The following is a 26,464-nucleotide window of genomic DNA, read 5'->3' as shown; positions in this document are numbered from 1 at the left end:
TGGCCGTGTTGTTTTGGCCGTGCTCCTGCGCCGCAGGTTCACATCCTGCCATTCCAGCCTAACGCGAGGCTGACCGCGCGGCAGTGGCTCGATTGTGGCAAAAATGGCGCTATCCCTGCGGCGGGGATTACCCGCTGGCCTTTCCTTCCGGCACGGGGTCCCGGCGGGTTGTAGGACCAAGGCGATAGCGCGTTTTTTGGCTGTGTATTTGTGTTTCCTGCAGTTACCATGACTGTTTTGCAAATCGGGCGCCGCCCGTCATTGCAGACTGCCGGCAAGCGCCGGGCACCACCGGACGCCTTTACCGAATGCACATGGAAGAATCCACGCCCCGCATCGAACAGCAGGACACGCCGCAAGGCCGGCTGTTTGTCGTTCGCGGTGCCTGGACGGCAGCCGACCTTACCGCACAGGAAGTCTGGCAAGGGTTGACGGCGCAACTGCAAGCCTTGCAGGGCGGCGCAGCCCAATCCGCCGGCTGGAACCTCGAGCCGCTCGAAAAGCTTGACCACCTGGGTGCGCAGGTGCTGTGGAACCATTGGGGGCGCGACTGGCCTGCGCAACTGCAAGTGCATGCGAGCCAGCGCGCGGTGCTGGAAACCGTCGCCAAGTTCAGTGCGGATCCGCCCAAACCCCGCAAGTCTGACTGGACCGGGCCCTTCATCCTGCTCGGCACAAGGGTGCTGCGCCTGGTCGACCACCTCAAAGGCCTGGTGCGCCTGATCGGCCAGCTGCTGCTCGACATCATCCGGCTTTTCAGGCACCCGCAGGAAGGCCCGTGGCGCGACCTGTCGGGCCACCTGTTTCATATCGGCGCCACCGCCTTGCCCATCACGGCGCTGGTGGGATTTTTGATTGGGGTGGTGCTGGCCTACCTGATTTCGCAGCAGCTGCGCCAGTTCGGCGCCGACGCCTTCATCGTGAACATCCTGGGCATCTCGCTGATCCGCGAACTCGGGCCGGTGCTGGCCGCCATCCTGATCGCCGGGCGCAGCGGTTCGGCCATCACTGCGCAGATCGGTGTCATGCGGGTCACCGAAGAGCTCGACGCCATGCGCGTCATGGGCATCGCGCGGGGCTTTCGCCTGGTCATGCCGCGCGCGCTGGCGCTCGCCGTGGTGATGCCGCTCATCAGCGTCTGGACCACCATCGCGGCGTTACTGGGTGGCATGCTGGCCGCCGACATTTCCATGGACGTCACGCCGTCCTATTTCATCAACTCGCTGCCGGCCGCGGTCGACGTGGCCAACCTCACGCTGGCCACGGCCAAATCCGTCGTGTTCGGGGTATTGATCGCGCTGGTCGGCTGTCACTACGGCCTGCGTGTCAAACCCAACACCGAAAGCCTGGGGCAGGGCACGACCGCTTCAGTGGTCACGTCCATCACGGTAGTTATTCTGGTGGATGCATTGTTTGCCGTTCTGTTTAAAAGCGTTGGAATATGACCCCCACGCTTGTCACTTCGTGTACTGCGCTGCCCCCCGAGGGGGCCGCTGCTCCTGCGGCCCGGCAAAGCCGGTTCCGCGGCCCCTGCTGGAAAGAGAGTGTGCCTGCGCGGTCGCTTGTTGCGTCGTTCTTCCGGAAGAGGAAAGAAGCGGGAAATCAGCCATGACCGAAGCCATCGTCGACATCAAAAAACTCTGGACCGTGTTCCAGAACGGCGACAAGAAGGCCGTGGTGCACAAGGACCTGGACCTGACGGTGGAGCGGGGCGAGGTGTTGTCGCTGGTGGGCGGCTCGGGCACCGGCAAAACGGTGTTGCTGCGCCAGATCCTGGGGCTGGAAAAACCCACCCAGGGCGAGATCACTGTGCTGGGCCGGCCGGCCGCCGAACTTGGCAAGCGGGGCGCGGCCAGCCGCGTCGGCATGCTGTTCCAGCAGGGTGCGCTGTTTTCGGCCTTCACCGTGCTCGAGAACATCGCCTTCCCGTTGCGTGAGCTCAAGACCTTGCCGCGCGCACTGGTCTATGAGGCGGCCATGGTCAAGCTGCAAATGGTGGGCCTGAGTCCCGACGCAGCCGACAAGATGCCGAGCGACCTCTCGGGCGGCATGGTCAAGCGTGTGGCATTGGCGCGCGCCCTCATCATGGACCCGCCGCTGCTGCTGCTTGACGAGCCCACGGCGGGCCTGGACCCGGAAAGCTCCGACAGTTTCGTCTCGCTGCTGCGCTCGCTGCACCGCGACATGGAGCTCACGGTGGTGATGGTGACGCACGACCTGGACACGCTCTTTGAGCTCAGCACGCGCATCGCCGTGCTGGCCGAACAAAAAGTCATCGTTAACGATGTGCCCAAGGAAGTGGTGGCGTTTCCGCACCCCTTCATTCACGAATTTTTCCTTGGCGAAAGGGGTCAGCGCGCGATGGAATTGCTGCGCGAATACCCCTTTACTGTTTAGAAAGGCTTCGATATGGAAAACAAAGCCCATGCCATGGCCGCCGGCGCATTTGTACTGGTGGTGACCGCCCTGCTGGCCCTGCTGGCGATCTGGCTGACGCGCGACAACACCCAGCGCGACCTTTACGACATGAGCACCAGCGAAACTGTTTCGGGCCTGCAGCCGCAGGCCACGGTGCGGTTTCGCGGCGTGCCGGTCGGCAAGGTCGAGGTGATCGGGTTTGACACCAAGGTCAAGGGCAATGTGCTGATCCGTGTCTCGATCGACCGCACCGCGCCGGTCACCAAATCCACTTTTGCCACAGTGGCATCGCAAGGTGTCACGGGGCTGGGTTTCATCCAGCTCGACGATGACGGAAAGTCCGCCGAGCGGCTGGTGGTGAACGACGACGACCCGCCGCGCATTCCGCTCAAACCAGGTGGGCTGGACAAGCTGCTCAAGCAAAGCGAGGTGATCTTCAACCAGGTCGAAGAAGCCAGCACGCGTTTGAACAAACTGCTGTCCGACGAGAACCAGGCGGCAGTGACTTCCGCCATCACGCAACTCGGCGAAGCGGCCAGCGGCATCAACCGTGTGGCCAAAGGCCTTGAGCCTACGGTGGCGAGCCTGCCGGGCCTGTCGCGCGATGCCACGGCTACGCTGAAATCCGTCAGGACGGCTGCCGACGACGTCAGCGCTACCGCCACGCGCCTGAGTGAAAAGGGCGGGCCGCTCGACAAACTGTCCGAGGGCGGCGCCGCGCTGGCCTCGGGAGTGGAGACCTTCAGCGCCGGCACCTTGCCCAAGCTGGGCGAAGTGGCTGACGAAACCGCCCGCGCGATGCGCCAGTTGCGCCGCACCGTCAGCGCGGTGGATGACAACCCGCAGTCACTGATTTTCGGCAACGGTCCACCGGTGCCCGGTCCGGGCGAGCCCGGTTTTTCTGCCAACGGAGAGAAAAAATGACATTCGATTTTCTCGCAATCTGCCCATCCGCTATGAATTTAATAGCTGCTCGCGCTTATCTGGAAAGGGCTGCCGGCATTTTTTCATTGATATTCATGGCGCTGGCGGTCGGCGGCTGCTCGGGCCTGCCCGACAAGCCCACGCGCGCCACCATGTATGACTTCGGCCCCGGCCTCCTGGCTGTTCAGCCCAGCACGCGGCAGGCGCCGTTGCCGCCGCTGGCGCTTGACGACATCTCCACCTCTGGCGGCGCGCTCGACAATATGGCGGTGCTGTACCGCCTGGCGTATACCGACGCGCAGCAGCTGCGGCCGTACTCGCAGGCGCGCTGGAGCATGCCGCCTGCGCAGCTGGTGCGCCAGCGCCTGCGCGAACAGCTTGGCCAGCGCCGCGCCGTGTTCAGCGCCGGTTCCAGTGTGGCCCTCAACCGCAGCCAGAACGCGGTATTGCCGCTGCTGCTGCGCCTGGACCTGGAAGAATTCAGCCACTTCTTCAGCGCGCCCAACACGAGCGTCGGCCTGATCCGCCTGCGCGCCACGCTGGTCGAGGTGACGCCCGCGGGCGAAAAGCTGGTCGGCCAGCGCAATGTCATCGTGCAGCGTCCTGCGCCCAGCAACGACGCTCCCGGCGGCGTCCGTGCCCTCACGGCAGCCACCGACGCCGCCATCGAGGAACTGGACCAATGGCTGCAGCAAACCCCCGCGCGCTGAAACGCCTTGTGCCATGAAAACGCTGGAAGAACAACTGGATGCCGCCGGGCTGCATGTGTTCGGCTGCTGCGAGCAGCTGAGCGCTTACGGCCCCGACCTGCTGCAGAATTCGCAACTGCTACAGGACTTCACGCCTGCTGAAGCCGACATCCTGGGAGCGTCCATGTTGCTGGTTCGCGCCGACCCGGGGCAGGTGATGATCCGCGAAGGCGAAGCCGGCGACTGGATGATGCTGATCCTCAAGGGTACGGTCGATGTCACCAAACGACTGGAATCAGCCGCCGAAGCGGCGCAGGCCGAAGCCGGCGCGGAACCGATCGTCTCGCGCGTGGCCGTGGTGCGCAGCGGCGCGGCAATAGGCGACATGTCCATGCTCGACAGCGAGCCGCGCTATGCCACCTGCACTGCCATCGAACCCGTCGAGGCCGGCGTCTGGGGGCGCCATGAAATTGCCTTGCTGATTCGCGACCACCCCGGCGTAGGCGCCAAGCTGCTGGTCAAGATCACGCAGATGATGGCGCAGCGCCTGCGCAACACCAGCAACCAGCTAGTAAAGTTGCTTCGCAAGAAGTAGACCCCCCGTCCAGGCTCACTGCGTGTAGCCTGTTCCCCCCCGAGGGGCGACGCCTGGGGCCGGCGAAGCCGGAAAATCGGTACACCCCTATCGAGCTCACTCCGTGTAACCCTTTTCCCCTTGCAGGGGACGGCGCCTGCGGCCCGGCAAAGCCGGTTCCGCGGCTGCCCGCTGGTAAATACCCCGTTGGTTACGCCACTGAATTCTTCGAGCCAGCATGAGCCCCGGAACCGGCTTTGCCGGGCCGTAGGGCGGGCGGCCCCCTCGGGGGGCAGCGCATTACACGAAGTGAAAAGCGTGGGGGCTTCACATTGACTTCACACACGCGGCCCGCAGCTCATCCTGCCCTCACACAGGATTTGCACACTTCCCTTCGTTGTTCAAACGAAAGGAAGTCATGAAACAAAAATTCTTCGCGCTGGCCCTGGTGGTGGTTTTGCTGGTCCTCGCGCTGTTCCAGATCAGCGGCGTGGTGCACGACCGCCAGACCTACCGGCAGATTGCCATCCAGAGCGTGGCGCAGAGCCTGGCCGGCCCGCAGACGCTGACCGGCCCGCTGATCCACCGGGCCTGCACCGAGGAGTGGGACGTCAAGTATGAGGACAAGAAAGTGCAAACCGAGCGGCGCGAGTTCACCCTGGTGGCCGCGCCGGCTTCGTTGATCGTCAAGGGCGGCAGCAAACTCGAGGCGCGCGCCCGCGGCCTGCATGCGACGCAGGCCTTTAATCTCAAGGCCGACATCGTGGCCGAATGGACCGACACCGCAGCGCTGAAGCCCTTGGCCGAACATGCCGGCTCACGCATGAACTGCGGCCAGCCGCTCTTGATGATGGCGGTGTCCGATTCGCGCGGCATACGCCATGCCAGCGTCAAGATCGGCGAGCAGGTGCTGGCGCTCAAGCCCGGCACCTTCTACGGCAGCTACCCGCGCGGCGTGCATGCGCCGCTGTCCATGGCCATGATGGGCATGGCGCCGCTGCAGGCGCAGCTGGCACTGGAACTGGTCGGCACCGAAAGCATTTCAGTCGTGCCGCTGGGCGGCGACACCCGGGTGCAGCTCACGTCCAACTGGCCGCACCCGAGTTTTGGCGGGCAGTTTCTCCCGGTGGACCGCAAAGTGACGGACCAGGGTTTTGAAGCCAGCTGGCGTGTCAGCTCGCTGGCCAGCACGGCGCAGCAGGAGGTGACGCAACAGGACCCCGGCAAGCGCAGGGGCGTTTGCCCGAACTATGCCGATGGGTCGGCCAACGCCTCTTGCGTCGAAGCCTTCAGCGTGACCTTTGTCGACCCTTCCAATACCTACGCGCTCAGCGACCGGGCTACCAAGTACGGTCTGCTGTTCATCGGCCTGACTTTTTTGGCCGTGGGGCTGTTCGAGTTCATGAAGTCACTGCGCGTGCACCCGATCCAGTACCTGCTGGTGGGTGCGGCCATGAGCATGTTTTTCCTGTTGCTTGTGAGCCTTTCGGAGCACATGCCCTTTGAAACTGCTTATGCGATTGCCGCCGCCGCCTGTGTGCTGCTGCTGACCTATTACGCCAGCCACATGCTGGGCCGCTGGTCGCGCGGCCTGCCGTTTGGCCTGGGCATCGCCACGCTGTACGGCATGCTGTTTGTGCTGCTGCGGATGGAGCAAACAGCCTTGCTGCTGGGTGCAGTGGCCTTGTTCGCCGTGCTCGCGGCCATCATGATGCTGACGCGGCAGGTGGATTGGTACGCACGGTTCAAACAGGCTGAACCGGTCAAACCTGAACCGGCAAAGGTGGCCGCGTGATGAGCGCGCCGCGGTTAGAAATGCAGCTCGACCCGCAGCCCGGGCTGCGTGTTGCGCACCACCATGCGCCCGCCGTGCAGCAGCATGATCTGCCGCACGATGGCCAGCCCCAGGCCCGAGCCTTTGGTGTGTCCGTCGGGCCGCACGGTCGAGAAAAAGCGCTCGCCCAGGCGGGGCAGGGCGTAGTCCGCCACGCCGGGTCCGGTGTCTTGCACGGCGATGAAGTCTGGCCCCGCTTCCAGGGTGATCGCAGAGCCCTCGGGTGCGAACGAGCGCGCGTTTTCCAGCAGGTTGCTCAGCGCCAGGCCCAGGAGGCCGGGCTCCGCATGCACGCCGGCATGTTCCGGACGGATTACGACTTTGATCGCATGCTGGGTCCGGCCGGCGCCGGTCTCCAGCTCAAAAGACTGGAGGAAGCCGGCCCACGCAAGGCGCTCGCGCTCTACCTGTGCATGACGCTGCTCCAGCTTCGTCAGCTCGAGCATGCGGTCCACCAGCGCCTGCATGCGGCCGGACTGGGCCAGTACCTGCCCGGAAAACTCGCGGCGCGCGTGTTCGGGAAGCTCGTCCTGCAAGAGCTCGCCTGCGCTGCGGATCGCGGCGAGCGGGCTCTTGAGCTCATGGGTCAGGGCGCGCACGTAATCTTCTATGTACTCGTGGCCCTCCAGCTTCAGGCGCATGGCATCGACTGCCATGGCCAGATCGCCAAGCTCGCCCGGTATCTGCGGAACCGCGGGTTTCTCGCCCTGGCCGACGGCGTTGGCATAGCGGCGCAGCTTGCGAATGCTCCACACTACCCACAGCGTCACGGCCACACCGATGGCCAGCGACAACACCAGCAACAGCAGGCCGCTTAGGAAAATCTTCCGTTCGGCCCGGTCGATGAAGGCCTGGATGGTGGACATCGGTTTGGCGACGGTCAGTACGCCGATGATTTTGCCGTCCTGCTGCACCGGCGCGGCAACGTACATCACGGAGCTTCGATCGTCCTGCTGCACTTCACGGGTGGCGCGCGCACCGTACTCGCCGCGCAGCGTGCGGGCCACATCGCGCCAGCGCGAATAGTCCTGGCCGGTCGCCACGTTCTCCGAGTCAAACACCACCTTGCCGGCGGCGTCGGTCACGTACACCCGGAAGTCCAGCGACTGCTTGGACAGGCCCCAGATCTGCGCGTCAATCGGCCGCTGCGCATAGTTGCGCACGTGGCTTGCAAAGCGCCCGTTGGCGATGGCGCCGGCCGACAGATCGTCGCTGGCCAGTTCGGCCAGGATGTTGGCGGTGTCCACCATCATGTCTTCCATAACCTCGCGCACGCTGGGCTTGACTTCGGCCATGAAGACGCGCAGCACAAAAAAAGCCGCAAGGCCCGTGACCAGAAAAAAACCGAACAGCAGCCGTATGCCCAGGCGCATGTCAGCTGCCTTTGGTGCGGTTGATATCCAGGGAGTAACCCATGCCGCGGTGTGTGACGATGTAGTCATGCTCCGGCGCTGCTTCCTGCAGCTTGGCGCGCAGGGTTTTGATGTGAGTGTCTACGGTGCGGTCTGTGCTGTCCGAATCCGTGCCCCAAACCGCAGTGAGCAACTCATCACGCGAACGGATGCGTTCGCGATGACGCAGCAGCTCGGCCAACAGGCCGAATTCGCGGCGCGTCAGGTTGAGTGGGAGGCCGTGCAGGTTTGCGCGTTGGCCCGCGGTGTCAATCACGAAAGGACTGGCGCCAGCCGGCGCCGCTGCGGGGGCAGGCATGCGCGCGCGCCTGAGCAGGCTGCGCACGCGCGCCAGCAACTCGCGCGGACTGAAGGGTTTGCTCACATAGTCGTCGGCGCCCAGTTCCAACCCGAGCACACGGTCGATCTCCTCGCCCTGCGCGCTCAGCATCAGCACCGGCAGGCTGCCAGCAGCGCGCAGTTCGCGGCACAGATCGAAACCGCTGCCGTCGGGCAAGCCGACATCCAGGATCACGGCGTCGGGCAGCTGGAGCGCAAGCTGGCGGCGCGCATCGCCCAGCAGCAGGCTGTGTGTCACGCTGAGGCCGTCGCGCTCCAGCGTGTAGATGATGGACCGGGCAATCGCCGGGTCGTCTTCCACCAGCAGGATGCGCGCACTGGTCATTGGCCCCACCGGGCTTTGCTGTACGTTTCAGCAGGGGCCGCGGAACCGGCTTTGCCGGGCCGCAGGCGCAGCGCCCCCTCGGGGGGCAGAGAGCTACACGCAGTGAGCGAACGTGGGGGCTCCATTAGCTTCGCAGAATGGGGAACAACTTGCCGAGGCCGCCGGCCATCACCTCAACGGCCAATGCAGCGAGGATCAGACCCATCAGCCGCGTCATCACGTTGATACCGGTCTTGCCCAGCACGCGGGCAATCGGCTCGGCCAGCGAAAAGCTGATGGCAGTCACCAGCGCAATCACCACACCGTAGCCGACCAGCGCGGCAACCTGCAGGGCCGTCTGTGCCTTTTCGGCGTAAATCACTACCGTCGACATGGTGGCCGGGCCGGTCAACAGCGGAATGGTGAGCGGCACCACCGCGATGCTGGCGCCGCGCGCGGCCTTCTCTGCACCGTCTTCCATTTCATTGGTCAGGGGTTTGGCTTCGGCCGGTTGCGCATTCAGCATGTTCATCGAGCTGATCAGCAGCAGCATGCCGCCGCCGACCTGGAAGCTCGCCAGCGAGATACTGAAGAAGTCGAGGATCTGCAGGCCCAACAGCGCGCTGATGGCGATAACGACAAAAGCCGAAAAGGCTGCCACCAGGATGGTGCGGCGGCGCTGCTCGTCGGAGAAGCCCTGCGTGTAGTGGATAAAAAACGGCACGATGGCCAGCGGGTTGACGATGGCCAGCAGCGTGACAAGCGGTTTGAAATCCATCGTTTTTCCTTAGAGGCAATTCAAGTGGCAAGCCCAAAAGCGGGCTAGCCAGCACATTCCAGCCGGGGCCGCGGAACCGGCTTCGCCGGGCCGCAGGCGCAGCGCCCCCTCGGGGGGGCAGCGCATTACGCGAAGCGAAAAGCGTGGGGGCACTACCTCCCTCCGGCGACATCAAGCAGTGCACCTGTTGTATAGCTCGCATTGTCGCCGAGCAGCCAGACGATCGACTCCGCCACTTCGCCGGCGGTACCCGGCCGCTGCATCGGCACCAGCGGCGCCAGTTCACGGGCCCGGTCGGGCAAGCCGCCCGAAGCGTGAATGTCGGTGTCGATGATGCCCGGGCGCACGCCGTTCACACGAATGCCTTCGGTGGCCACTTCCTTGGCCAGCCCGACCGTGAAGGTGTCGATGGCGCCCTTGGCGGCTGCGTAGTCCACGTACTGGCCAGGCCCGCCCAGCCGCGCTGCGGCGCTCGAGACGTTGACGATGGCGCCGCCCGTACCGCCGTAGCGCGTGCTCATGCGTTTGACGGCTTCGCGTGCGCAGAGGAACGAGCCGAACACATTGATCTCGAACATGCGCCGCACCCTGTCCAGCGTCATGGCGTCAACGCGGCTGGTGCGGTCGACCACGCCGGCATTGTTGACGAGGCCGTCCAGCCGGCCGAGCTTGGCATCCACTTTTTCAAACATGGCAAGCACCTGCGCCTCGTCGGCCACGTCGGCCTGAACCGTGATGGCCTGGCCGCCGCCCTGGCGGATTTGCCGCACCACTTCGTCGGCTGCCAGCGAGTTGCTGGTGTAGTTGACGGCCACCACCCAACCCTGGCGCGCCGCGAGCAGGGCGCTTGCGGCGCCTATGCCGCGCGAGCCGCCTGTGATCAAAACAACTTTTGACAAACCGGACCTCCTGCAGAAAATGGCAATCCCGGGTAAAAACGGGGATTGCATCGGGTCAATGTACTTGAACAGGCCCCAAAAACCGGAGACGATCATGAGCACCGTTGTGGATTATTACTTTACGCCGCAAAGCCCATGGACTTATCTGGGCCACGAACGCTTTGCGCAGATCGCCCGTGCGGCGGGCGCTACCGTGAATGTGTTGCCTATCGATCTGGGCGGCAAGGTGTTTCCCATCTCGGGCGGGCTGCCGCTGGCCCAGCGCGCGCCACAGCGCCAGGCTTACCGCCTGCTGGAATTGCAGCGCTATTCAGACTACCTGCATGCGCCGCTGAACCTCAAGCCCAAGTATTTCCCGGTGTCCGGCGATGAGGCCTCGCGCCTCATCATCGCGGTGAACCTGCACGACGGCACCGAAGCCGCGATGAAAATCGGCGGCGCCATCTTCAGCGCCGTGTGGGTGCGCGAGCGCCATATTGCCGACGAAAAAGTGTTGGCCGAGCTGCTGGCCGAATGTGGGCTGGACGCGGCGCGGCTGGAACAATCCTTCAGCCAGGCCGTGCAGGAGCGCTATGAAGCCAATACCCAGCAGGCGATCGACGCCGGCGTGTTCGGCGCGCCCAGTTATGTCATCGACGGCGAACTGTTCTGGGGCCAGGACCGGCTCGATTTCGTGGAGCGCAAGCTTAAGGCCGGGGCATAAACCGCTGGCCGTTTCCCCTCCAGTTCGCCCTTCATTCATACCGATCAACCAATTCAAAGGAGCATCCATCTCATGGGCCAATTCACCAATCTCACCGCCGCCGACGGCTTCGTCGTGCCGGCTTATGTGGCGCAACCGGAAGGCAAGCCGCGCGGCGGCATCGTCGTCGTCCAGGAAATTTTCGGCGTCAACTCGCACATCCGCGGTGTGGCGGACCGCTTTGCGGCGGAAGGCTACCTGGCAGTGGCACCCGCCACGTTCGAGCGCGTCAAGCCCGGCGTCGACATGGGTTACAGCGAGGCGGACATGAAGATCGGCTTCGAGCTGAAAACCGCTGTCAGCGCGCTGCCGGGCGCCGGTGTGCTGCAAGACATCCAGGCGGCGATTGACCACGCGGCCAAGGCCGGTGGCGGCAAGGTCGGCATCATCGGGTTTTGCTGGGGCGGCCTCTTGACCTGGCGTGCGGCCAGCCTGCTCAAGGGCTTATCGGCGGCCGTTCCCTACTACGGCGGCGGCATCACGGCCGAGGAAGAAATCGAGCGCCAGCCCCAGTGCCCGGTCATGGCCCATTTCGGCGACCAGGACCACTGGATTCCGATGGAAGGCGTTGAAGCCTTCCGCAAGGCGCACCCGGAAGTCGAGGTGCATGTGTACCAGGCCAACCACGGTTTCAACTGCGACCAGCGCGGCTCCTACAACGAAGCGGCGGCGAAGCTGGCACGCGAACGTTCGCTGGCGTTCCTTGCCGCCAAACTGGCCTGACCGTGCGCCCTGCCCCCGGATTCAAGCCTTTTTGGGTTGTAGCCCTTTGCGGATGTGCGCAAGCAGCTATCGTTTTGATAGCGTTTTCGACGGTTGCCCGAGCGGCCGACTACGCCGGCCCGTTGTTTGACACGCACCTGCATTACAACGAAGAGGCTTGGAACGGAAACAGCGGTCCACACGCGCCAGCTGATGTTCTTGCGCGCATGAAGCGCAATGGCGTCAAAGCCATCGTCGCCAACTCCCGGCCCAACGACGGCACGAAGTCGCTGGCTGCCATGCCGGAAACGCGCAAGGCCGGCGTTACCGTGGTCCCGTTTATCCGCCTGTACCGTAACCGCGCCGACTATGACAACTGGTTTCGCGACGAGTCCATTTACGAAATGGTGCAGGCCGAGTTTGCCCGCGGCGTCACGGGTGACCAGGCCGGCCCGTACAAGGGCATCGGCGAATTTCATTTGTACGACAGCGCCAATGCCAACGGCCCGGTGGCCAAAAAGCTCATGCAGTTCGCTGCGAAGAACAAGCTGGCAGTGCTCTCACACGTAGACGACACGGCGATCGACTTGTTGATGGCCCACGCACCAGATGCGCGGCTCATCTGGGCGCACACCGGCATAGGCGGCGCACCTGTGGCACGCGTTGATGCGCTGCTGGGCAAATACCCGCAGTTGATGGGTGAGCTGTCCTATCGCCCCGGCCTGACCTGCGAAGGCGGAAAGCTGTGTGCGGAGTGGCGCAAGCTGCTGCTCAAGTACCCAGGCCGCTTCATGATCGGTTCCGACACCTGGGTCAACCAGCGCTGGCTGTATTACGACGAGCTCATGAAGGGTTACCGCAGCTGGTTGGGTGATTTGCCAGCCGACGTGGCCCGCAAGATCGCTTGGGGCAATGCGGCCGGTATCTACGGTCTGTAGAAAAACCACCCCCGTCCAGGCTCACTGCGTGTAGCCTGTTCCCCCCTCGAGGGGGCGGCGCCTGCGGTCTGGCAAAGCCAGTCCCGCGGCACCTCGCTTGCAGATCGGGGAGGAGCGTGCGGCAAAATACGCCAGATGTACCAGCTTCATTTCTCTCCCAGCTCTGCCGCCATGGCGCCTCACATCCTGCTCCAGGAACTGGGCGTGCCGTTTGAAAAAGTCCTCGTCGACACCAGCACCGGCGCGCACCGGTCGGAGGCTTACCGCAAGCTCAACCCCAACGGCCTGATCCCGACGCTGGTCGACGGTGACCTGGTGTTGTATGAAACCGCCGCGATCTGCCTGCACCTGTGCGATGCGCATCCCGAGGCCGGTCTGGCCCCATCCGTCGGCACCACCGAACGCGCGCATTTCTACAAATGGTTGATCTGGCTGACCAACACCATGCAGTCGGCGCTGATCATTTATTTCTACACCGACCGCTGGATGAACCCCGGCAACGACGCCGGCGTAGCCGAGTTGAAGTCGCATGCCGAAGCCAAAGTCGGCCTGATGCTGGACCAGCTGGACGCGGAGCTGGCAAGGCTGGAGAAAATCCATGACCAACCCTGGCTGTTGGGTGCGACGTATTCGGCGGTAGATATTTATGCGCTGACGCTGTGCCGCTGGACTCGCAACTTTGCGTCGTCGCCGGCACGCAACCGGCCCCACCTCGGCCCTTACCTGCAGCGTGCGCTGGCGCGGCCTGCCGTGATCAAGGCCTTCCACGCCGAAGGGCTGGCCCAGCCTTGGGTCTGAGTCTCTAACCTTTCGCCGCAGGCGGGTTGTCGCGCTGCGCCTGCTCGATCTGGGCGACCAGCTTTTCGGGGTCGGTGTTTTCCTTGAGGATGGGAATGTCCGGGTCGCCCTCGATGTTGGCGCCTACCTTTTTGGCGATGCGCTCCAGGATCTGGATCATCTTGGTGTTTTCCTGCTCGGTCAGCAGGTTGATCTGAAGGTCCAGCTGGTTGCGCCTGTCGCTGATGCGCAATTCATAGTTCTGGCTGATCAGGATGAAGGAGGACAGGAAGATGGCTTCCAGTGACACCATCAAGGTCAGGAAGGTAAAGGGGTAGGGGTCGAAATGCGCCAGCCCCGGCCATGAATTGAAGCTGATCCATAACGCAAACGCAGCCACGTGCATCCAGACAAAAGGCATGGAGCCGCAAAAACCGGCGACAAAGGCGGCGATGCGGTCGGCCCGGCTCCGGTTGGCCAGTGCCGTTTCTTCCACGCGCCGCATGGCTTCGACATTTTCGCGCGTCAGGTCATCGGCGCAGGTTGTATTGCCGTTCAGCGCCTTCTTGCCTGCTTGATTGCTCATGGGACATCCTTTTCGGGGGTGCCGGATCAGCGCCGTGCCAACTCCCGGCTGAGACGCAGCGCATCAGGCACTGCGGCGCCATTGGCCGTATTGTCAAAGATGCACCAGACAGAAGCGTCAGACGCCGCCGCAAGCTTGAGCCGGACGGCAAGCGCACCCGGGCGCCGTGTCAGCGGCGCGTCCTGGCCAGGTACTGCTTGCGCCAGAACACCGTGGCGACCACCACGACGATCAGGACCATGAACCCGAAGGTCCACCAGAAACCGGTGGACGCGTGAAGAAAGGGCATGAACTCGAAGTTCATGCCGAAGAACCCGGTGATCAGGTTCAGCGGCAGGAAGATGGCGGTGAGCGCCGTCAGCGTGCGCATGATGTCGTTGGTGCGGTTGCTTTGCGCCGAGAAATGCATCTGTACCGCGGTTTCGGCGCTTTGCTCCATGCGGCGCACATGGTGCACCACACGCTCGATGTGCTCGAGCACGTCGCGTGAGCGGATCTTGAGCAGCTCGCGCTCGCGCACTGCGGCGGGTGTGCCGCCTTCGGGCCAGGTTTCAATCGAATCAATCCAGTCCTGCAGCGCAGCCCGCTGGTCTTCGCAAATCTCATCGAGGTGGTGCATGGCCAGCCGCGCATCGAGCACCGAGCTCCAGTTGGTAAAGCGCGTGCCGGGCCGCAGCAGTTCGGACTGCCAGTGGTCGAGCTGGCGCGTGAGCTCGCGCCGCAGCTCGAGGTAGCCGTCCACCATCTGGTTGACGATGCGCAGCATCAGGTCGGCGGGGCTGGCCGGCAGCTTGACGCCGCTGGAGCGCGACTCGGCCGTGGTCGCATTGAGCAGGCGGGTCGCATAGGCATCGCGCACCGCGCAGTCGGCGGGGTGCACCGTCAGCACCACCTTGTCAAACACGGCAAAGCCGACCGGGCTGGTATCGATGCGCTTGAGGACCGGCGGGCCGCTGCGTTTCATGCGCTCATGCAGCGGTTCGCCGGGCTGGCTGAGGTCGGTTTCGCTTTGCCCGGCCGCCAGGCGGCGGAACACCAGGATGTCGTACTGCGAGGTGTAGTCGTAGTGCGAGGGGAGCTGGTTGTTCAGCAGGTCGGCCACATGCAGGTCGACCAGCTGGGTGCCGCACAGCGTTTGCAGCGCAGCCTGGATCTGCGCCTGCATCACCTCGAACTCGCGGCGGGCACAGGCAATCCAGACAAATCCCTGCGCCGGCAACTGGGCCGGCAGGGTGTCTGTCTCGATGATGCCCTGGGTGCCGGAAGCGATGGTGAAAACGCGCATGAAAGCCCTGTTTAGCCTTGTTTTGAGGTGTTAAATCGGCATTTCGAGCAAGCAGGACGGGCGCAAGCAGCTATGATTTTGATAGCAGTTAGTGCGCAACACCTGCCGCCCGGTTCAGCCTTGCCGCAGCTTGCGGGCAGCGTCGATGGCGAAATACGTCAGCACGCCATCTGCGCCCGCACGCTTGAAGGCCAGCAGGCTTTCCATCATCACGGCGTCGTGGTCCAGCCAGCCGTTTTGCGCGGCTGCTTTGATCATCGCGTATTCGCCGCTGACCTGGTAGGCGAAGGTGGGCACGCCGAATTCGTCTTTCACGCGGCGCACCACGTCCAGGTAGGGCATGCCGGGTTTGACCATCACCATGTCGGCGCCTTCGGCGATGTCCATGGCCACTTCGCGCAGCGCTTCGTCGCTGTTGCCCGGGTCCATCTGGTAGGCCTTTTTGTCGGCCTTGCCCAGGTTGTTGGCCGAACCGACCGCATCGCGGAACGGGCCGTAAAACGCGCTCGCGTATTTGGCGCTGTAGGCCATGATGCGGGTGTGGATCAGCTTTTTGGCCTCCAGTGCCTGGCGGATGGCGCCAATGCGGCCATCCATCATGTCGCTGGGCGCGACCATGTCCACGCCGGCTTCGGCCTGGCAAAGCGCCTGCCGCACCAGCATGGCCACCGTCTCTTCGTTGAGGATGTAACCGTTTTCATCCGGCAGCCCGTCCTGCCCATGCGTGGTGAAGGGGTCCAGCGCCACGTCGGTCATTACGCCCAGGTCGGGAAAGTGCTTTTTCAGTGCCCGCACCACCCGCGGGATCAGGCCATCGGGATTGGTGGCCTCGACGCCGTCGTAGGTTTTGAGCGAGGCGTCCACCACGGGGAACAAGGCCATCACCGGGATGCCCAGCTTCACGCACTCTTCCGCCACCGGCAGCAGCAGGTCAAGGCTCAGCCTTTCGACGCCGGGCATGGAGGCCACCGCCTGGCGCTGCTGCTGGCCGTCCACCACAAAGACGGGATAAATGAGGTCGTGCGGGGTAAGTGCGTGTTCACGTACCAGGTTGCGGGTGAAGGCATCACGGCGCAGGCGCCGTGGGCGCCCGGCGGGGAAGGGCGCGAAGTTGGAGGCGTGCTGTGTCATGCGCAAATTGTGCCAAAGGTTGATCAAGGCCTGAAAGTATTTGGCCGGGCGTCATCTGCTATCTATATATATATGGAGACATGCTTGGTGCCGCGCCATTTCGGAGGTGGCAGGCTTTACATGGAATTACTTAGTTAACTTATGAAATCATTGCCAATGCGCAGCCAGCGTGGTTAGAATTGCTACGTGTGGTTACCAATTTGGCAACTGCATCCCGCTTTTCCTCCCTGAGCGGGGCCTTTGCGTGTGACAGCAAAAAGGCTTACCAGCCCGGTGGCTTATGCCCCGGGCATTTTTTTGCCCGCTAAAGGTGACGCTTGGGGCATTAGCGGATGGATAGGTCTTAGACCAGCCGGGGCCGCGGAACCGGCTTTGCCGGGCCGCAGGCGCAGCGCCCCCTCGGGGGGGCAGCGACCCACACGAAGTGGGGGAGCGTGGGGGCTACACTTCCTTGATGCTCTGGGTCAAATCACTCCACATCGTTTTCATCGCCAGCTGGTTTGCCGGGCTGTTTTACCTGCCGCGCATTTTTGTGAACCTGGCCATGGTGCCGCCGGAAAGCGTGGCTGAGCGCGAGCGGCTCATATTGATGGCACGCAAACTCATGCGTTTCACCACCATCCTGGCCGTGCCTGCGTTGGGCTTTGGCCTGTGGCTGTACCTGGGTTACGGCATAGGCCGCGGGCCCGGCAACGGCTGGATGCACGCCAAGCTTGCCGTTGTGGTGCTGGTGATCGGCTACCACCACGCCTGCGGCCGCCTGCTGGCCAGGTTCGTCGCCAACCGCAACGCCCGCAGCCACAAATGGTTTCGCTGGTTCAATGAAGTGCCGGTGCTGTTGTTGTTAGCGGCCGTCATCCTGGTCGTGGTCAAGCCCTTCTAACAATCAAAGGGAACGCAGTGCCTTCCCCGAATTCACCAGCAGACGCGGGCGAACCGGCTTCGCCGGGCGCCTCGCGTCGCCCCCTGCAAGGGGGGGAGGAACTACACGAAGCGAAGCGTAGTGAGAACGGCGGGGGTGTGCAACATTCCAATAGGGGTGTTCACAAGACAACCGCGTGGCCGCTGGCGGTGGCCACCATCTGCCTGATTGTTTACGCCAGCCTCTATCCCTTTGCCGACTGGCGCGACCAGGGCATTTCGCCCTTCAGATTTCTGGCGGCGCCTCTGCCGCAGTACTGGACCGGTTTTGACGTGGGCGCCAACCTGTTGGGCTACGCGCCGCTGGGTTTCCTGCTGGCGCTGTCGGCACTGCGCAGCCGGCGCGTTTCCTGGGCTGTGACGGTGGCGGTGCTGGTCAGCGCGCTGCTGTCGCTGGCAATGGAAACGCTGCAAAGTTACCTGCCTTCGCGCATTCCCTCCAATGTCGATCTGGCGCTCAACACCACCGGCGCATGGCTGGGCGCGTGCTGTGCGTGGGCGCTGGAAAAAACCGGCATCGTCGATCGCTGGAGCCGCTTTCGGGCGCGCTGGTTCGCGCAGGATGCGCGGGGTGCGTTGGTGTTGCTGATGCTCTGGCCGCCCGCGTTGCTGTTTCCTGCCTCCGTGCCCCTGGGGCTGGGGCAGGTGTTCGAGCGTCTGGAGTCGGCGCTTGCCGAGGTGCTGACCGACACGCCTTTCCTCGAATGGATGCCGGTGCGCGACATGGAGCTGCAGCCACTGGTGCCGATTGCCGAATTGCTATGCGTGGCGCTGGGTGCGCTGATTCCCTGCCTGCTCGGCTATTGCGTGATCCGCACACTCTGGCAGCGTGCGGCGTTTTCGGCGGCCATCATCGCGGTCGGCATTGCCGCATCGGCGCTGTCGGCCGCGCTGAGCTACGGCCCGGACCACGCCTGGGCCTGGCTGGACCTGCCGGTGCAAGTGGGTGTCGGGTTTGCCGTTGTGGTGGCGGCGCTCTTGCTGCCTGTGCCGCGCCGGGGCGCAGCGGCGCTGGCACTGTTGGCGCTCACGGTTCACCTGGGGCTGCTCAACCAGGCGCCCGCCGACCCGTATTTCGCACAGACCCTGCAAACCTGGGAGCAGGGCCGCTTTATCCGCTTTCACGGCCTGGTGCAGTGGCTGGGCTGGCTGTGGCCGTACGCAGCCCTGCTGTATGTGCTGGTGCGGCTTTCAGGCCGCGAGCCGCGCGTTGATGCGCGCCAGTGATTCGCGTCTGCTAATATTCGCCTGCGATCTCCCTCAAGAGTTGCCGTAAGCGTTTACGTCAATCAACGCGCCTACTACCGCCGGCCATGCCGGGGTTGTGTTTCCGGCATGCCATTGGCTGCCGGAAAGGCGCCTTGACTGGACGGCTTATGGAACCCTGTATGAACTCTTCGAAATCTTCATCGCGCACCCTTTTCAGTTTCACAAAACTCCCCGCCCGCAGCGCGCGCTGGGTCACACCCTTGCTGCTTTCCGTGTTGATGACCTGCATCGTGTCGATCATCAGCACGCTCAAGGGCGTCGGTATCGCGCCCGGGGTGCTGCGCATCTGGCTGGGCGCATGGGCGCTTTCCTGGGTCGTTGCATTCCCGGTGCTGCTGCTGGTGCTTCCACTGGTGAAAAAAACCACGGCGCTGGTCGTTGAGGCACCTTGATCCCCGGGGCAATGCGGGAACCTTCTCCGGTACACATCCACTAAAGTCACACCATGCCTGAACAAAATTCCTATTACGAACGCCATGTCTTCTTTTGCCTGAACCAGCGCGCCAATGGCGAAGACTGCTGCGCTGATCACCGGGCGCAGGAGGGCTTTGACCGCTGCAAATCGCAGGTGAAAGCCGCGGGGCTGGCCGGGCCGGGCAAGGTCAGGGTCAACAAGGCCGGCTGCCTGGACCGCTGCGCAGCCGGCCCTGTGGCCGTGGTCTACCCCGAAGCGGTCTGGTACACCTATGTCGACGCCAGCGACATTGATGAAATTGTCGAGTCGCACCTGAAAAACGGCAAAGTCGTCGAGCGCCTGCTGGTGCCCGCGCACGTCGGGCGCTAGGCCGGGGGGCGGTCGCAGCATCCGGAATTTGCATATTTTTGCCTTCCAACCCAATAGGGACGTGCGCGAGTAGCTCCTTATTTGATAGCAACCTGTTTGAATGGATCCGTCACCGTGAATTCGCAGACCCGCAAATCGATCATCCAGGGCCCAGCCGGCGCGCTTGAAATTGCCGTAGACCTTCCCGCTGGCGACCCGCGCGGCGTGGCGGTCATTGCGCACCCGCACCCGCTGTTTGCGGGCACCATGGACAACAAGGTGGTGCAGACGCTGGCCCGGGCCTTTGTGCAATGCGGATGGACGGCCGTCCGGTTCAACTTCCGTGGTGTGGGTGGCAGCGCCGGCAGCCATGACGAAGGCCGGGGCGAGCTCGAAGACCTGCTGGCCGTGGTGGAACATTCGGCGCCGGCCAGCAGCGGCCAGGTGCTGGCATTAGCCGGGTTTTCGTTCGGCGCCTGTGTCACCACCCACGCCTTTGAGCGCCTCAGCGCCGCCCGCACCATTGAAAAGCTGGTGCTGGTCGGCACCAGCGTGAGCCGCGCGCCTGCTGCGCCGATTGACGAAGCCGCCCACCTGAAAACCCTGGTCGTGCATGGTGAGCAGGACGATACGGTGCTGTTGTCTGCCGTGCTGGACTGGGCCCGGCCGCAGGCACTGCCTGTTACCGTTGTGCCGGGGGGAAGCCATTTCTTTCATGGACAATTGCCCCTGCTGAAAAACCTCGTGGTTCGCCACCTGTCTTCGCCCTCCGCCTGATGCTGTTTGCCAGGCGCTCCCTGACCCTTACTCCTTCACCGAATTTCACTGAACCCCTACTGATGCAAGCTTCACTCAAGGCCCTCCGCGCCGCCCCCAGCCTGCGCGCTTTTGCCGCCACCGTGTTCCTGGCTTTCTCCGCGGCGTTGCCCGTGGCGCATGCCCAGGTCCCGCAAGCGCCCGAAATCGCCGCACGCTCCTATTTGCTGCTGGATATCACCGCCAACCAGATCCTGGCCGCCAAGGACATCGATTCCCCGGTGGAGCCGGCATCCCTGACCAAGCTGATGACCGAATACCTGGTGTTCGATGCACTCAAATCCAAAAAAATCGACCTGAAGCAGACCTTCCCCGTCAGCCAGCGGGCCTGGAAGATGCCGGGTTCGCGCATGTTCATCGACCCGAAGATGCAGGTGCCCGTGGAAGACCTGATCAAGGGCATGGTAGTGCAGTCCGGCAATGACGCCACCATGGCGCTAGCCGAAGGCGTGGGCGGCTCGGCCGAAAACTTTGTCCGCCTCATGAACGAGCAGGCCAAGGCGCTGGGCATGAAGTCCACGTCCTATAAAAACCCGGAAGGCCTGACCGAGCCCGGCCACACGACCACCGCCCGTGACCTGAGCATCCTGTCCACCCGGTTGATGCAGGACTTCCCTGATTACATCGGCTATTCGGCGATCAAGAAATACCGCTATCCCGGCACACCGGCGGCCAACGACACCAACCGCAATACCCTGCTGTTCCGCGACCCGACGGTGGACGGCCTGAAAACCGGCCATACCGACGCCGCCGGCTATTGCATGATCGCCACGGCAAAGCGCGACTTTCCCAATTTGGGTGCTGCCGGTGCGCCGGGCGGGCGCCGGTTGCTGGCCATCGTGCTGGGCACCGTCAGCGACAGCGCACGCGCCAATGAATCACAAAAACTGCTGAACTGGGGCTACACGGCCTATGAAGCCGTGAAGCTGTTCGACGCTGGCCAGGCCGTGGTCACTCCGTCGGTCTGGAAAGGGACCTCCTCGACCGTGAAGCTGGGCCGTCCGCAGGCCATCGTGGTGGCCATCGCTGCCGGTAGTGCTGCCAAAGTCAAAACCCAGGTGGCGCGGCCCGACCCGTTGGTGGCGCCGTTTGCCAAGGGCCAGGCTGTTGGCACGCTGAAGGTCACCTTGGGCGACAACCCCGCCCCGGTGGCCGAAGTGCCGCTCGTGGCGCTGGAAGCGGTGGGCGAGGCCGGCATCCTGGGCCGTGCTTGGGACGCCATCCGGCTGTGGATTAAATAAGACGAACACGCGGTGGGTGGCGTGGCTAAGGCCGCGCTCCCCGCCGCTACGGCCGGCCGTCGCTTGCACAGCCCTTGCCGTGACCTTTTTTCTCCCCGCGCTTTGGCCGGGAATGCAGAAGCCTGCCCCCCAAAGCGGCTCTTCGCGAATCAAACGCCTCCTGGGTGCCATCAAATTCGGTGGGAGTGGGTACTAACATCCCCACTTTGGGCGCCGGATTACCTGTTGTCAGCTCCTTCATGCGTCCTGGCCGCGCGTTCTGCTTGAGGGATTCCCCTATCCGGTTTATACTAGAAGGCTTTTCCGCTTTCGTGGCGGGAAATATTTGTGGCCGTATCAACACGGTAAATTAGTTTTCAGACGTTTAGGGACGTTTTCAATGCCAACCATCAATCAGTTAGTCCGTCAGGGGCGCGAGGTCGAAAAGATCAAGTCCAAGAGCCCTGCGATGGAGAATTCTCCGCAGCGCCGCGGTGTGTGCACCCGTGTGTACACCACGACGCCTAAAAAGCCCAATTCCGCTCTGCGTAAGGTTGCCAAAGTGCGCCTGACCAACGGTTTTGAAATCATTTCCTACATCGGCGGCGAAGGCCACAACCTGCAGGAACACAGCGTGGTGCTGGTTCGCGGCGGTCGTGTCAAGGACTTGCCCGGTGTGCGTTACCACATCGTCCGTGGTTCGCTCGACTTGCAGGGCGTGAAAGACCGCAAGCAGTCGCGCTCCAAGTACGGTGCGAAGAAGCCAAAGGCCAAATAAGCCGAACCGGCTCGGGTGTTTCTCTTCACTGAGAGCTCGCGCCAGAAGAAGTTGTCACACAAGCCTGTGATAGTTCCTTCAAAACAAGGTGTTTCATTCGCCCTGGCAGGTGTCTGAAACGAAGTGACCCAAGTGCAAATAGTTGCACCGGTCGAGTAAGTGAGGGTTTTGATAACTCTCGCGGTGTTGCCAAAAGCAATGCCAACTGAAGCAAAGAGGTGAAAAAATGCCACGTCGTCGCGAAGTCCCTAAACGTGAAATTCTTCCTGATCCAAAATTTGGCGATGTTGATCTCGCCAAGTTCATGAACGTGATCATGCAAGGCGGCAAGAAGGCCGTCGCAGAGCGCATCATTTATGGCGCGCTCGACTTTATCGAGAAAAAGAACCCCGGCAAAGATCCGCTTGAGGCTTTCCACATGGCCATCGGCAACATCAAGCCCATGGTTGAAGTGAAATCGCGCCGCGTCGGCGGCGCCAACTACCAGGTGCCGGTTGAAGTGCGTCCTGTCCGCCGTATGGCTCTGGCCATGCGCTGGCTCAAAGAGGCCGCCAAGAAGCGTGGCGAGAAGTCCATGTCTTTGCGTCTGGCCAATGAGCTGATGGAAGCGACCGAAGGCCGCGGCGGCGCCATGAAAAAGCGTGACGAAGTTCACCGCATGGCAGAAGCCAACAAGGCGTTCAGCCACTTCCGCTTCTAATTTTCGATTGCAGTAATTGCTGCGCTGAATTGACGGGTTGCTGGTTGGTTTCAAGGTGCTGGGTGCCTTGATTGCCGGCCGTTCAACCCCAATTTCTGCCAGCCGGGTGTGGTGCACAACACCCTTCCCGGCCAGCAGACGCGTAGAAGAAATGAAGGATGCCCGGACTGCGGGCAGTCCTTCAACGAGTCTTTGTTCGTAACCCCGAACTGAAAGTAATTTATGTCCCGCGCTACCCCCATTTCACAATACCGCAACATCGGCATTTCCGCGCACATTGATGCCGGCAAGACCACCACCACCGAGCGGATCCTTTTTTACACCGGCGTGAACCACAAGATTGGTGAAGTTCACGACGGCGCTGCCACCATGGACTGGATGGAGCAAGAGCAGGAGCGCGGCATCACGATTACTTCGGCTGCCACCACCTGCTTCTGGAAGGGCATGGACACGTCCCTGCCTGAGCACCGCATCAACATCATCGACACCCCGGGCCACGTGGACTTCACGATTGAAGTCGAGCGCTCCATGCGCGTGCTTGACGGCGCCTGCATGGTGTACTGCGCCGTGGGTGGCGTTCAGCCCCAGTCTGAAACCGTCTGGCGCCAGGCCAACAAGTACAAAGTTCCCCGCCTTGCGTTCGTCAACAAGATGGACCGCACCGGCGCGAACTTCTTCAAGGTCGTCGAGCAGATGAAGCTGCGCCTGAAGGCCAGTCCTGTGCCCATGGTGATCCCCATCGGCGCTGAAGAAAGCTTCACCGGCGTGGTCGACCTGCTGAAAATGAAGGCCATCATCTGGGATGAGGCCTCGCAAGGCATGAAGTTCACCTACAGCGATATCCCCGCCGAGCTCGTCGAGCTGGCCAAGGAATGGCGCGAGAAGATGGTCGAAGCTGCCGCCGAGTCGTCTGAAGAGCTGATGAACAAATACCTTGAAGAAGGTGACTTGACCGAAGCTGAAATCAAGCTGGGCATCCGCACGCGTACCATCGCCAGCGAAATCCAGCCGATGTACTGCGGCTCTGCCTTCAAGAACAAGGGCGTGCAGCGCATGCTGGACGCCGTGATTGAATTCATGCCGTCGCCGATCGACATTCCGCCCGTCAAGGGCATGGACGAAGATGAAGCGCCTGTCACCCGCAAGGCTGACGACGAAGAGAAATTCTCTGCGCTGGCATTCAAGCTGATGACTGACCCGTTTGTGGGCCAGCTCACCTTCGTGCGCGTTTACTCTGGCGTCCTGAAAAAGGGCGACAGCGTTTACAACCCGATCAAGGGCAAGAAAGAGCGTATCGGCCGTATCGTGCAGATGCACGCGAACAACCGCGAAGAAGTCAGCGAAATCCGCGCCGGCGACATCGCCGCCTGCGTGGGCCTCAAAGACGTGACCACGGGCGAAACCCTGTGCGATCCCGATGCCATCGTCATGCTCGAGCGCATGGTGTTCCCTGAGCCTGTGATTACGCAGGCTGTGGAACCCAAGACCAAGGCCGACCAGGAAAAAATGGGTATCGCGTTGCAACGTCTGGCTCAGGAAGATCCTTCTTTCCGCGTCAAGACCGACGAAGAGTCCGGCCAGACCCTGATCGCCGGTATGGGCGAGCTGCATCTGGAAATTATTGTTGACCGCATGAAGCGCGAATTCGGCGTGGAAGCCAACGTCGGCAAGCCGCAGGTGGCTTACCGCGAAACCATCCGTAAAACGGTGGAAGACGCTGAAGGCAAGTTCGTGCGCCAGTCCGGCGGTAAAGGCCAATACGGTCACGTTGTGCTCAAGATTGAGCCGAACGAAGCCGGCAAGGGCATCGAATTCGTTGACGCCATCAAGGGCGGTGTGGTTCCTCGCGAATACATCCCCGCAGTGGAAAAGGGCATCAACGAAGCCGTCACGTCCGGCGTGCTGGCAGGTTATCCGGTGGTTGACGTCAAAGTCACGCTGCACTTCGGTTCGTACCACGATGTGGACTCGAACGAACTGGCCTTCAAGATGGCTGCCATCTTCGGTTTCAAGGAAGGCTGCCGCAAGGCCAGCCCCGTGATCCTGGAGCCCATGATGGCCGTGGAAGTGGAAACGCCTGAAGACTACGCCGGCAACGTGATGGGCGATCTGTCCTCACGCCGCGGCATGGTGCAGGGCATGGAAGACATGGTTGGTGGCGGCAAGGCCATCAAGGCAGAAGTGCCGCTGTCTGAAATGTTCGGTTATTCGACCACGCTGCGTTCGATGTCGCAGGGCCGTGCAACGTACTCCATGGAGTTCAAGCACTACTCTGAAGCTCCGCGCAATGTGTCGGAAGCCATCATGGCTTCGCGCGCCAAGTAAGTAACGTTCGCTGCCGGCTCCTGTGGAGCCGGCAGCATTTTTCCTTGTCTGCGATTGTGTGCCACTTCGTGCCCGTGCGAAGTGAATCAGCAATACAGTGCAGACGTTAAACCGTACACGGGCAAGTTCTTTATCTGGAGAGAAAAATGGCAAAAGGTAAATTTGAGCGGACCAAGCCGCACGTCAACGTAGGCACGATTGGCCACGTGGACCATGGCAAGACGACGCTGACGGCGGCGATCACGACCGTTCTGGCATCCAAGTTCGGCGGCGAAGCCAAGGGCTACGACCAAATTGACGCGGCGCCCGAAGAAAAAGCGCGCGGCATCACCATCAACACCGCCCACGTCGAGTACGAAACGGCCAACCGCCACTACGCCCACGTCGACTGCCCAGGCCACGCCGACTATGTGAAGAACATGATCACCGGCGCMGCCCAGATGGACGGCGCTATTYTGGTKTGYTCSGCCGCTGACGGCCCCATGCCCCAGACCCGCGAGCACATCCTGCTGGCCCGCCAGGTGGGCGTGCCYTACATCATCGTGTTCCTGAACAAGTGCGACATGGTTGACGACGCCGAGCTGCTCGAACTCGTCGAAATGGAAGTGCGCGAGTTGCTCGACAAATACGATTTCCCCGGCGACAAGACCCCCATCATCCACGGCAGCGCCAAGCTCGCCATGGAAGGCGACAAGGGCCCCCTGGGCGAAGAAGCCATCATGAAGCTGGCCGAAGCGCTTGACACCTACATTCCCCTGCCAGAGCGCGCTGTTGACGGCGCCTTCCTGATGCCCGTGGAAGACGTGTTCTCCATCTCCGGCCGCGGCACTGTCGTGACCGGCCGTGTCGAGCGCGGTGTGATCAAGGTCGGCGAAGAAATCGAAATTGTCGGTATTGCCGACACGCAAAAGACCACCTGCACCGGCGTGGAAATGTTCCGCAAGCTGCTCGACCAGGGTCAAGCTGGCGACAACGTCGGTATCCTCTTGCGCGGCACCAAGCGCGAAGACGTCCAGCGCGGCCAGGTGCTGTGCAAGCCCGGCTCCATCAAGCCACACACGCACTTCACCGGCGAGATCTACGTTCTGAGCAAGGACGAAGGCGGCCGCCACACGCCATTCTTCAACAACTATCGCCCCCAGTTCTACTTCCGCACGACGGACGTGACCGGTGCGATCGAGTTGCCAGAAGGCAAGGAAATGGTCATGCCAGGCGATAACGTGTCGATCACCGTCAAGCTGATCAACCCGATCGCCATGGAAGAAGGCCTGCGCTTTGCCATCCGCGAAGGCGGCAAGACCGTCGGCGCCGGCGTCGTTGCCAAAATCATTGCGTAATTT

The 26,464-nt window shown here is 62.6% G+C and carries 27 protein-coding genes; 20 read left to right on the top strand and 7 right to left on the bottom strand.

Annotated features, from left to right (window positions below):
- The first annotated feature begins 314 nt into the window (after positions 1–314).
- From AC1D13_RS12675 to creD, 6 genes are all read left to right on the top strand, one after another.
- The gene (locus AC1D13_RS12675) at positions 315–1,445 is read left to right on the top strand and encodes an MlaE family ABC transporter permease (RefSeq protein WP_477689664.1); all 1,131 of its coding nucleotides are present in this window, start codon (positions 315–317) and stop codon (positions 1,443–1,445) included.
- 163 nt (positions 1,446–1,608) lie between these two features.
- Complete coding sequence (locus AC1D13_RS12670; protein WP_457281688.1) at positions 1,609–2,397, top strand: ABC transporter ATP-binding protein; 789 nt, start codon at positions 1,609–1,611, stop codon at positions 2,395–2,397.
- Positions 2,398–2,409: 12 nt separating this feature from the next.
- Positions 2,410–3,342 carry an MlaD family protein gene (locus AC1D13_RS12665; protein WP_457281687.1) on the top strand — a complete coding sequence of 311 codons (933 nt, stop codon included), beginning with the start codon at positions 2,410–2,412 and terminating at the stop codon, positions 3,340–3,342.
- Positions 3,339–4,052, top strand: a complete 714-nt coding sequence (locus AC1D13_RS12660; protein WP_477689663.1) for an ABC-type transport auxiliary lipoprotein family protein — start codon at positions 3,339–3,341, stop codon at positions 4,050–4,052. The genes AC1D13_RS12665 and AC1D13_RS12660 overlap by 4 nt, the downstream gene beginning before the upstream one ends.
- A gap of 13 nt (positions 4,053–4,065) precedes the next feature.
- The gene (locus tag AC1D13_RS12655) at positions 4,066–4,626 is read left to right on the top strand and encodes a Crp/Fnr family transcriptional regulator (RefSeq protein WP_477689662.1); all 561 of its coding nucleotides are present in this window, start codon (positions 4,066–4,068) and stop codon (positions 4,624–4,626) included.
- Positions 4,627–5,023: 397 nt separating this feature from the next.
- Positions 5,024–6,400 (top strand): cell envelope integrity protein CreD, encoded by a 1,377-nt coding sequence (gene creD / locus AC1D13_RS12650; protein ID WP_477667550.1) that lies wholly within the window; start codon positions 5,024–5,026, stop codon positions 6,398–6,400.
- 14 nt (positions 6,401–6,414) lie between these two features.
- Here creD and creC read toward each other — a convergent pair whose 3' ends face one another.
- From creC to AC1D13_RS12630, 4 genes are all read right to left on the bottom strand, one after another.
- Positions 6,415–7,812, bottom strand: coding sequence for a two-component system sensor histidine kinase CreC (gene creC / locus AC1D13_RS12645; RefSeq protein WP_477689793.1), 1,398 nt, complete (start codon positions 7,810–7,812; stop codon positions 6,415–6,417).
- A 1-nt stretch (position 7,813) separates the two neighbouring features.
- Positions 7,814–8,515 carry a two-component system response regulator CreB gene (creB, locus tag AC1D13_RS12640; RefSeq protein WP_477667549.1) on the bottom strand — a complete coding sequence of 234 codons (702 nt, stop codon included), beginning with the start codon at positions 8,513–8,515 and terminating at the stop codon, positions 7,814–7,816.
- A 124-nt stretch (positions 8,516–8,639) separates the two neighbouring features.
- The gene (locus tag AC1D13_RS12635; RefSeq protein ID WP_457281681.1) at positions 8,640–9,272 is read right to left on the bottom strand and encodes a MarC family protein; all 633 of its coding nucleotides are present in this window, start codon (positions 9,270–9,272) and stop codon (positions 8,640–8,642) included.
- A gap of 152 nt (positions 9,273–9,424) precedes the next feature.
- A complete protein-coding gene (locus AC1D13_RS12630) occupies positions 9,425–10,171 on the bottom strand; it encodes an SDR family oxidoreductase (RefSeq protein WP_457281680.1) in 747 nt (248 codons plus the stop codon).
- 94 nt (positions 10,172–10,265) lie between these two features.
- Between AC1D13_RS12630 and AC1D13_RS12625 the strand changes: the two genes are divergently transcribed.
- The 4 genes from AC1D13_RS12625 (at position 10,266) to AC1D13_RS12610 (ending at position 13,351) form a co-directional block, all read left to right on the top strand.
- Positions 10,266–10,874, top strand: coding sequence for a 2-hydroxychromene-2-carboxylate isomerase (locus AC1D13_RS12625; RefSeq protein ID WP_457281679.1), 609 nt, complete (start codon positions 10,266–10,268; stop codon positions 10,872–10,874).
- Positions 10,875–10,946: 72 nt separating this feature from the next.
- The gene (locus tag AC1D13_RS12620) at positions 10,947–11,636 is read left to right on the top strand and encodes a dienelactone hydrolase family protein (protein WP_457281678.1); all 690 of its coding nucleotides are present in this window, start codon (positions 10,947–10,949) and stop codon (positions 11,634–11,636) included.
- A gap of 68 nt (positions 11,637–11,704) precedes the next feature.
- A complete protein-coding gene (locus tag AC1D13_RS12615) occupies positions 11,705–12,553 on the top strand; it encodes an amidohydrolase family protein (protein ID WP_477689792.1) in 849 nt (282 codons plus the stop codon).
- A gap of 135 nt (positions 12,554–12,688) precedes the next feature.
- Entirely contained in the window at positions 12,689–13,351 is a 663-nt protein-coding gene (locus tag AC1D13_RS12610) for a glutathione S-transferase family protein (protein WP_477667548.1), read from the top strand.
- 4 nt (positions 13,352–13,355) lie between these two features.
- On the opposite strand, the gene AC1D13_RS12605 is transcribed toward AC1D13_RS12610, so the two are convergent.
- The 3 genes from AC1D13_RS12605 to hemB all read right to left on the bottom strand — a co-directional run bounded on the left by AC1D13_RS12605 (position 13,356) and on the right by hemB (position 16,332).
- Positions 13,356–13,916: a DUF1003 domain-containing protein gene (locus tag AC1D13_RS12605; RefSeq protein ID WP_457281676.1), complete on the bottom strand. Its 561-nt coding sequence runs from the start codon at positions 13,914–13,916 to the stop codon at positions 13,356–13,358.
- A 169-nt stretch (positions 13,917–14,085) separates the two neighbouring features.
- Positions 14,086–15,201, bottom strand: coding sequence for a magnesium transporter CorA family protein (locus AC1D13_RS12600; protein WP_457281675.1), 1,116 nt, complete (start codon positions 15,199–15,201; stop codon positions 14,086–14,088).
- Positions 15,202–15,315: 114 nt separating this feature from the next.
- Complete coding sequence (hemB, locus tag AC1D13_RS12595; RefSeq protein ID WP_457281674.1) at positions 15,316–16,332, bottom strand: porphobilinogen synthase; 1,017 nt, start codon at positions 16,330–16,332, stop codon at positions 15,316–15,318.
- A gap of 454 nt (positions 16,333–16,786) precedes the next feature.
- Here hemB and AC1D13_RS12590 point away from each other — a divergent pair, with 454 nt between their 5' ends.
- From AC1D13_RS12590 to tuf, 10 genes are all read left to right on the top strand, one after another.
- On the top strand, positions 16,787–17,215 hold the full coding sequence (locus tag AC1D13_RS12590; RefSeq protein ID WP_457281673.1) for a CopD family protein: 429 nt from the start codon (positions 16,787–16,789) through the stop codon (positions 17,213–17,215).
- 137 nt (positions 17,216–17,352) lie between these two features.
- Complete coding sequence (locus AC1D13_RS12585) at positions 17,353–18,480, top strand: VanZ family protein (protein ID WP_477689661.1); 1,128 nt, start codon at positions 17,353–17,355, stop codon at positions 18,478–18,480.
- Positions 18,481–18,641: 161 nt separating this feature from the next.
- Complete coding sequence (locus AC1D13_RS12580) at positions 18,642–18,914, top strand: DUF2798 domain-containing protein (protein ID WP_477689660.1); 273 nt, start codon at positions 18,642–18,644, stop codon at positions 18,912–18,914.
- A gap of 53 nt (positions 18,915–18,967) precedes the next feature.
- Entirely contained in the window at positions 18,968–19,306 is a 339-nt protein-coding gene (locus AC1D13_RS12575) for a (2Fe-2S) ferredoxin domain-containing protein (RefSeq protein WP_457281670.1), read from the top strand.
- Positions 19,307–19,420: 114 nt separating this feature from the next.
- The gene (locus AC1D13_RS12570) at positions 19,421–20,062 is read left to right on the top strand and encodes an alpha/beta hydrolase (protein ID WP_477689659.1); all 642 of its coding nucleotides are present in this window, start codon (positions 19,421–19,423) and stop codon (positions 20,060–20,062) included.
- A 62-nt stretch (positions 20,063–20,124) separates the two neighbouring features.
- Positions 20,125–21,342 carry a D-alanyl-D-alanine carboxypeptidase family protein gene (locus AC1D13_RS12565; RefSeq protein ID WP_477667544.1) on the top strand — a complete coding sequence of 406 codons (1,218 nt, stop codon included), beginning with the start codon at positions 20,125–20,127 and terminating at the stop codon, positions 21,340–21,342.
- Between the two features lie 379 nt (positions 21,343–21,721).
- Positions 21,722–22,099 carry a 30S ribosomal protein S12 gene (rpsL, locus tag AC1D13_RS12560; protein WP_092130055.1) on the top strand — a complete coding sequence of 126 codons (378 nt, stop codon included), beginning with the start codon at positions 21,722–21,724 and terminating at the stop codon, positions 22,097–22,099.
- Between the two features lie 226 nt (positions 22,100–22,325).
- The gene (gene rpsG / locus AC1D13_RS12555) at positions 22,326–22,799 is read left to right on the top strand and encodes a 30S ribosomal protein S7 (RefSeq protein ID WP_011481226.1); all 474 of its coding nucleotides are present in this window, start codon (positions 22,326–22,328) and stop codon (positions 22,797–22,799) included.
- A 222-nt stretch (positions 22,800–23,021) separates the two neighbouring features.
- Positions 23,022–25,124, top strand: a complete 2,103-nt coding sequence (fusA, locus tag AC1D13_RS12550) for an elongation factor G (RefSeq protein WP_457281667.1) — start codon at positions 23,022–23,024, stop codon at positions 25,122–25,124.
- Between the two features lie 146 nt (positions 25,125–25,270).
- Positions 25,271–26,461, top strand: coding sequence for an elongation factor Tu (gene tuf, locus AC1D13_RS12545; protein WP_436155802.1), 1,191 nt, complete (start codon positions 25,271–25,273; stop codon positions 26,459–26,461).
- Positions 26,462–26,464 lie beyond the last annotated feature (3 nt).

It is taken from the genome of Polaromonas sp. P1_E12 (assembly GCF_056405975.1).
This window is presented reverse-complemented; position numbering and strand designations above follow the sequence as displayed.

What these genes read in the sequence shown, in the direction of transcription:
- AC1D13_RS12565 (WP_477667544.1), top strand. Translation starts at nt 20,125, where the DNA reads ATGCAAGCTTCACTCAAGGCCCTCCGCGCCGCCCCCAGCCTGCGCGCT.
- AC1D13_RS12610 (WP_477667548.1), top strand. Translation starts at nt 12,689, where the DNA reads ATGTACCAGCTTCATTTCTCTCCCAGCTCTGCCGCCATGGCGCCTCAC.
- AC1D13_RS12605 (WP_457281676.1), bottom strand. Translation starts at nt 13,916, where the DNA reads ATGAGCAATCAAGCAGGCAAGAAGGCGCTGAACGGCAATACAACCTGC.
- AC1D13_RS12620 (WP_457281678.1), top strand. Translation starts at nt 10,947, where the DNA reads ATGGGCCAATTCACCAATCTCACCGCCGCCGACGGCTTCGTCGTGCCG.
- AC1D13_RS12580 (WP_477689660.1), top strand. Translation starts at nt 18,642, where the DNA reads ATGAACTCTTCGAAATCTTCATCGCGCACCCTTTTCAGTTTCACAAAA.
- AC1D13_RS12665 (WP_457281687.1), top strand. Translation starts at nt 2,410, where the DNA reads ATGGAAAACAAAGCCCATGCCATGGCCGCCGGCGCATTTGTACTGGTG.
- AC1D13_RS12670 (WP_457281688.1), top strand. Translation starts at nt 1,609, where the DNA reads ATGACCGAAGCCATCGTCGACATCAAAAAACTCTGGACCGTGTTCCAG.
- hemB (WP_457281674.1), bottom strand. Translation starts at nt 16,332, where the DNA reads ATGACACAGCACGCCTCCAACTTCGCGCCCTTCCCCGCCGGGCGCCCA.
- AC1D13_RS12635 (WP_457281681.1), bottom strand. Translation starts at nt 9,272, where the DNA reads ATGGATTTCAAACCGCTTGTCACGCTGCTGGCCATCGTCAACCCGCTG.
- AC1D13_RS12655 (WP_477689662.1), top strand. Translation starts at nt 4,066, where the DNA reads ATGAAAACGCTGGAAGAACAACTGGATGCCGCCGGGCTGCATGTGTTC.
- AC1D13_RS12660 (WP_477689663.1), top strand. Translation starts at nt 3,339, where the DNA reads ATGACATTCGATTTTCTCGCAATCTGCCCATCCGCTATGAATTTAATA.
- AC1D13_RS12675 (WP_477689664.1), top strand. Translation starts at nt 315, where the DNA reads ATGGAAGAATCCACGCCCCGCATCGAACAGCAGGACACGCCGCAAGGC.
- rpsG (WP_011481226.1), top strand. Translation starts at nt 22,326, where the DNA reads ATGCCACGTCGTCGCGAAGTCCCTAAACGTGAAATTCTTCCTGATCCA.
- AC1D13_RS12575 (WP_457281670.1), top strand. Translation starts at nt 18,968, where the DNA reads ATGCCTGAACAAAATTCCTATTACGAACGCCATGTCTTCTTTTGCCTG.
- creB (WP_477667549.1), bottom strand. Translation starts at nt 8,515, where the DNA reads ATGACCAGTGCGCGCATCCTGCTGGTGGAAGACGACCCGGCGATTGCC.
- creC (WP_477689793.1), bottom strand. Translation starts at nt 7,812, where the DNA reads ATGCGCCTGGGCATACGGCTGCTGTTCGGTTTTTTTCTGGTCACGGGC.
- creD (WP_477667550.1), top strand. Translation starts at nt 5,024, where the DNA reads ATGAAACAAAAATTCTTCGCGCTGGCCCTGGTGGTGGTTTTGCTGGTC.
- AC1D13_RS12590 (WP_457281673.1), top strand. Translation starts at nt 16,787, where the DNA reads ATGCTCTGGGTCAAATCACTCCACATCGTTTTCATCGCCAGCTGGTTT.
- AC1D13_RS12600 (WP_457281675.1), bottom strand. Translation starts at nt 15,201, where the DNA reads ATGCGCGTTTTCACCATCGCTTCCGGCACCCAGGGCATCATCGAGACA.
- fusA (WP_457281667.1), top strand. Translation starts at nt 23,022, where the DNA reads ATGTCCCGCGCTACCCCCATTTCACAATACCGCAACATCGGCATTTCC.
- rpsL (WP_092130055.1), top strand. Translation starts at nt 21,722, where the DNA reads ATGCCAACCATCAATCAGTTAGTCCGTCAGGGGCGCGAGGTCGAAAAG.
- AC1D13_RS12625 (WP_457281679.1), top strand. Translation starts at nt 10,266, where the DNA reads ATGAGCACCGTTGTGGATTATTACTTTACGCCGCAAAGCCCATGGACT.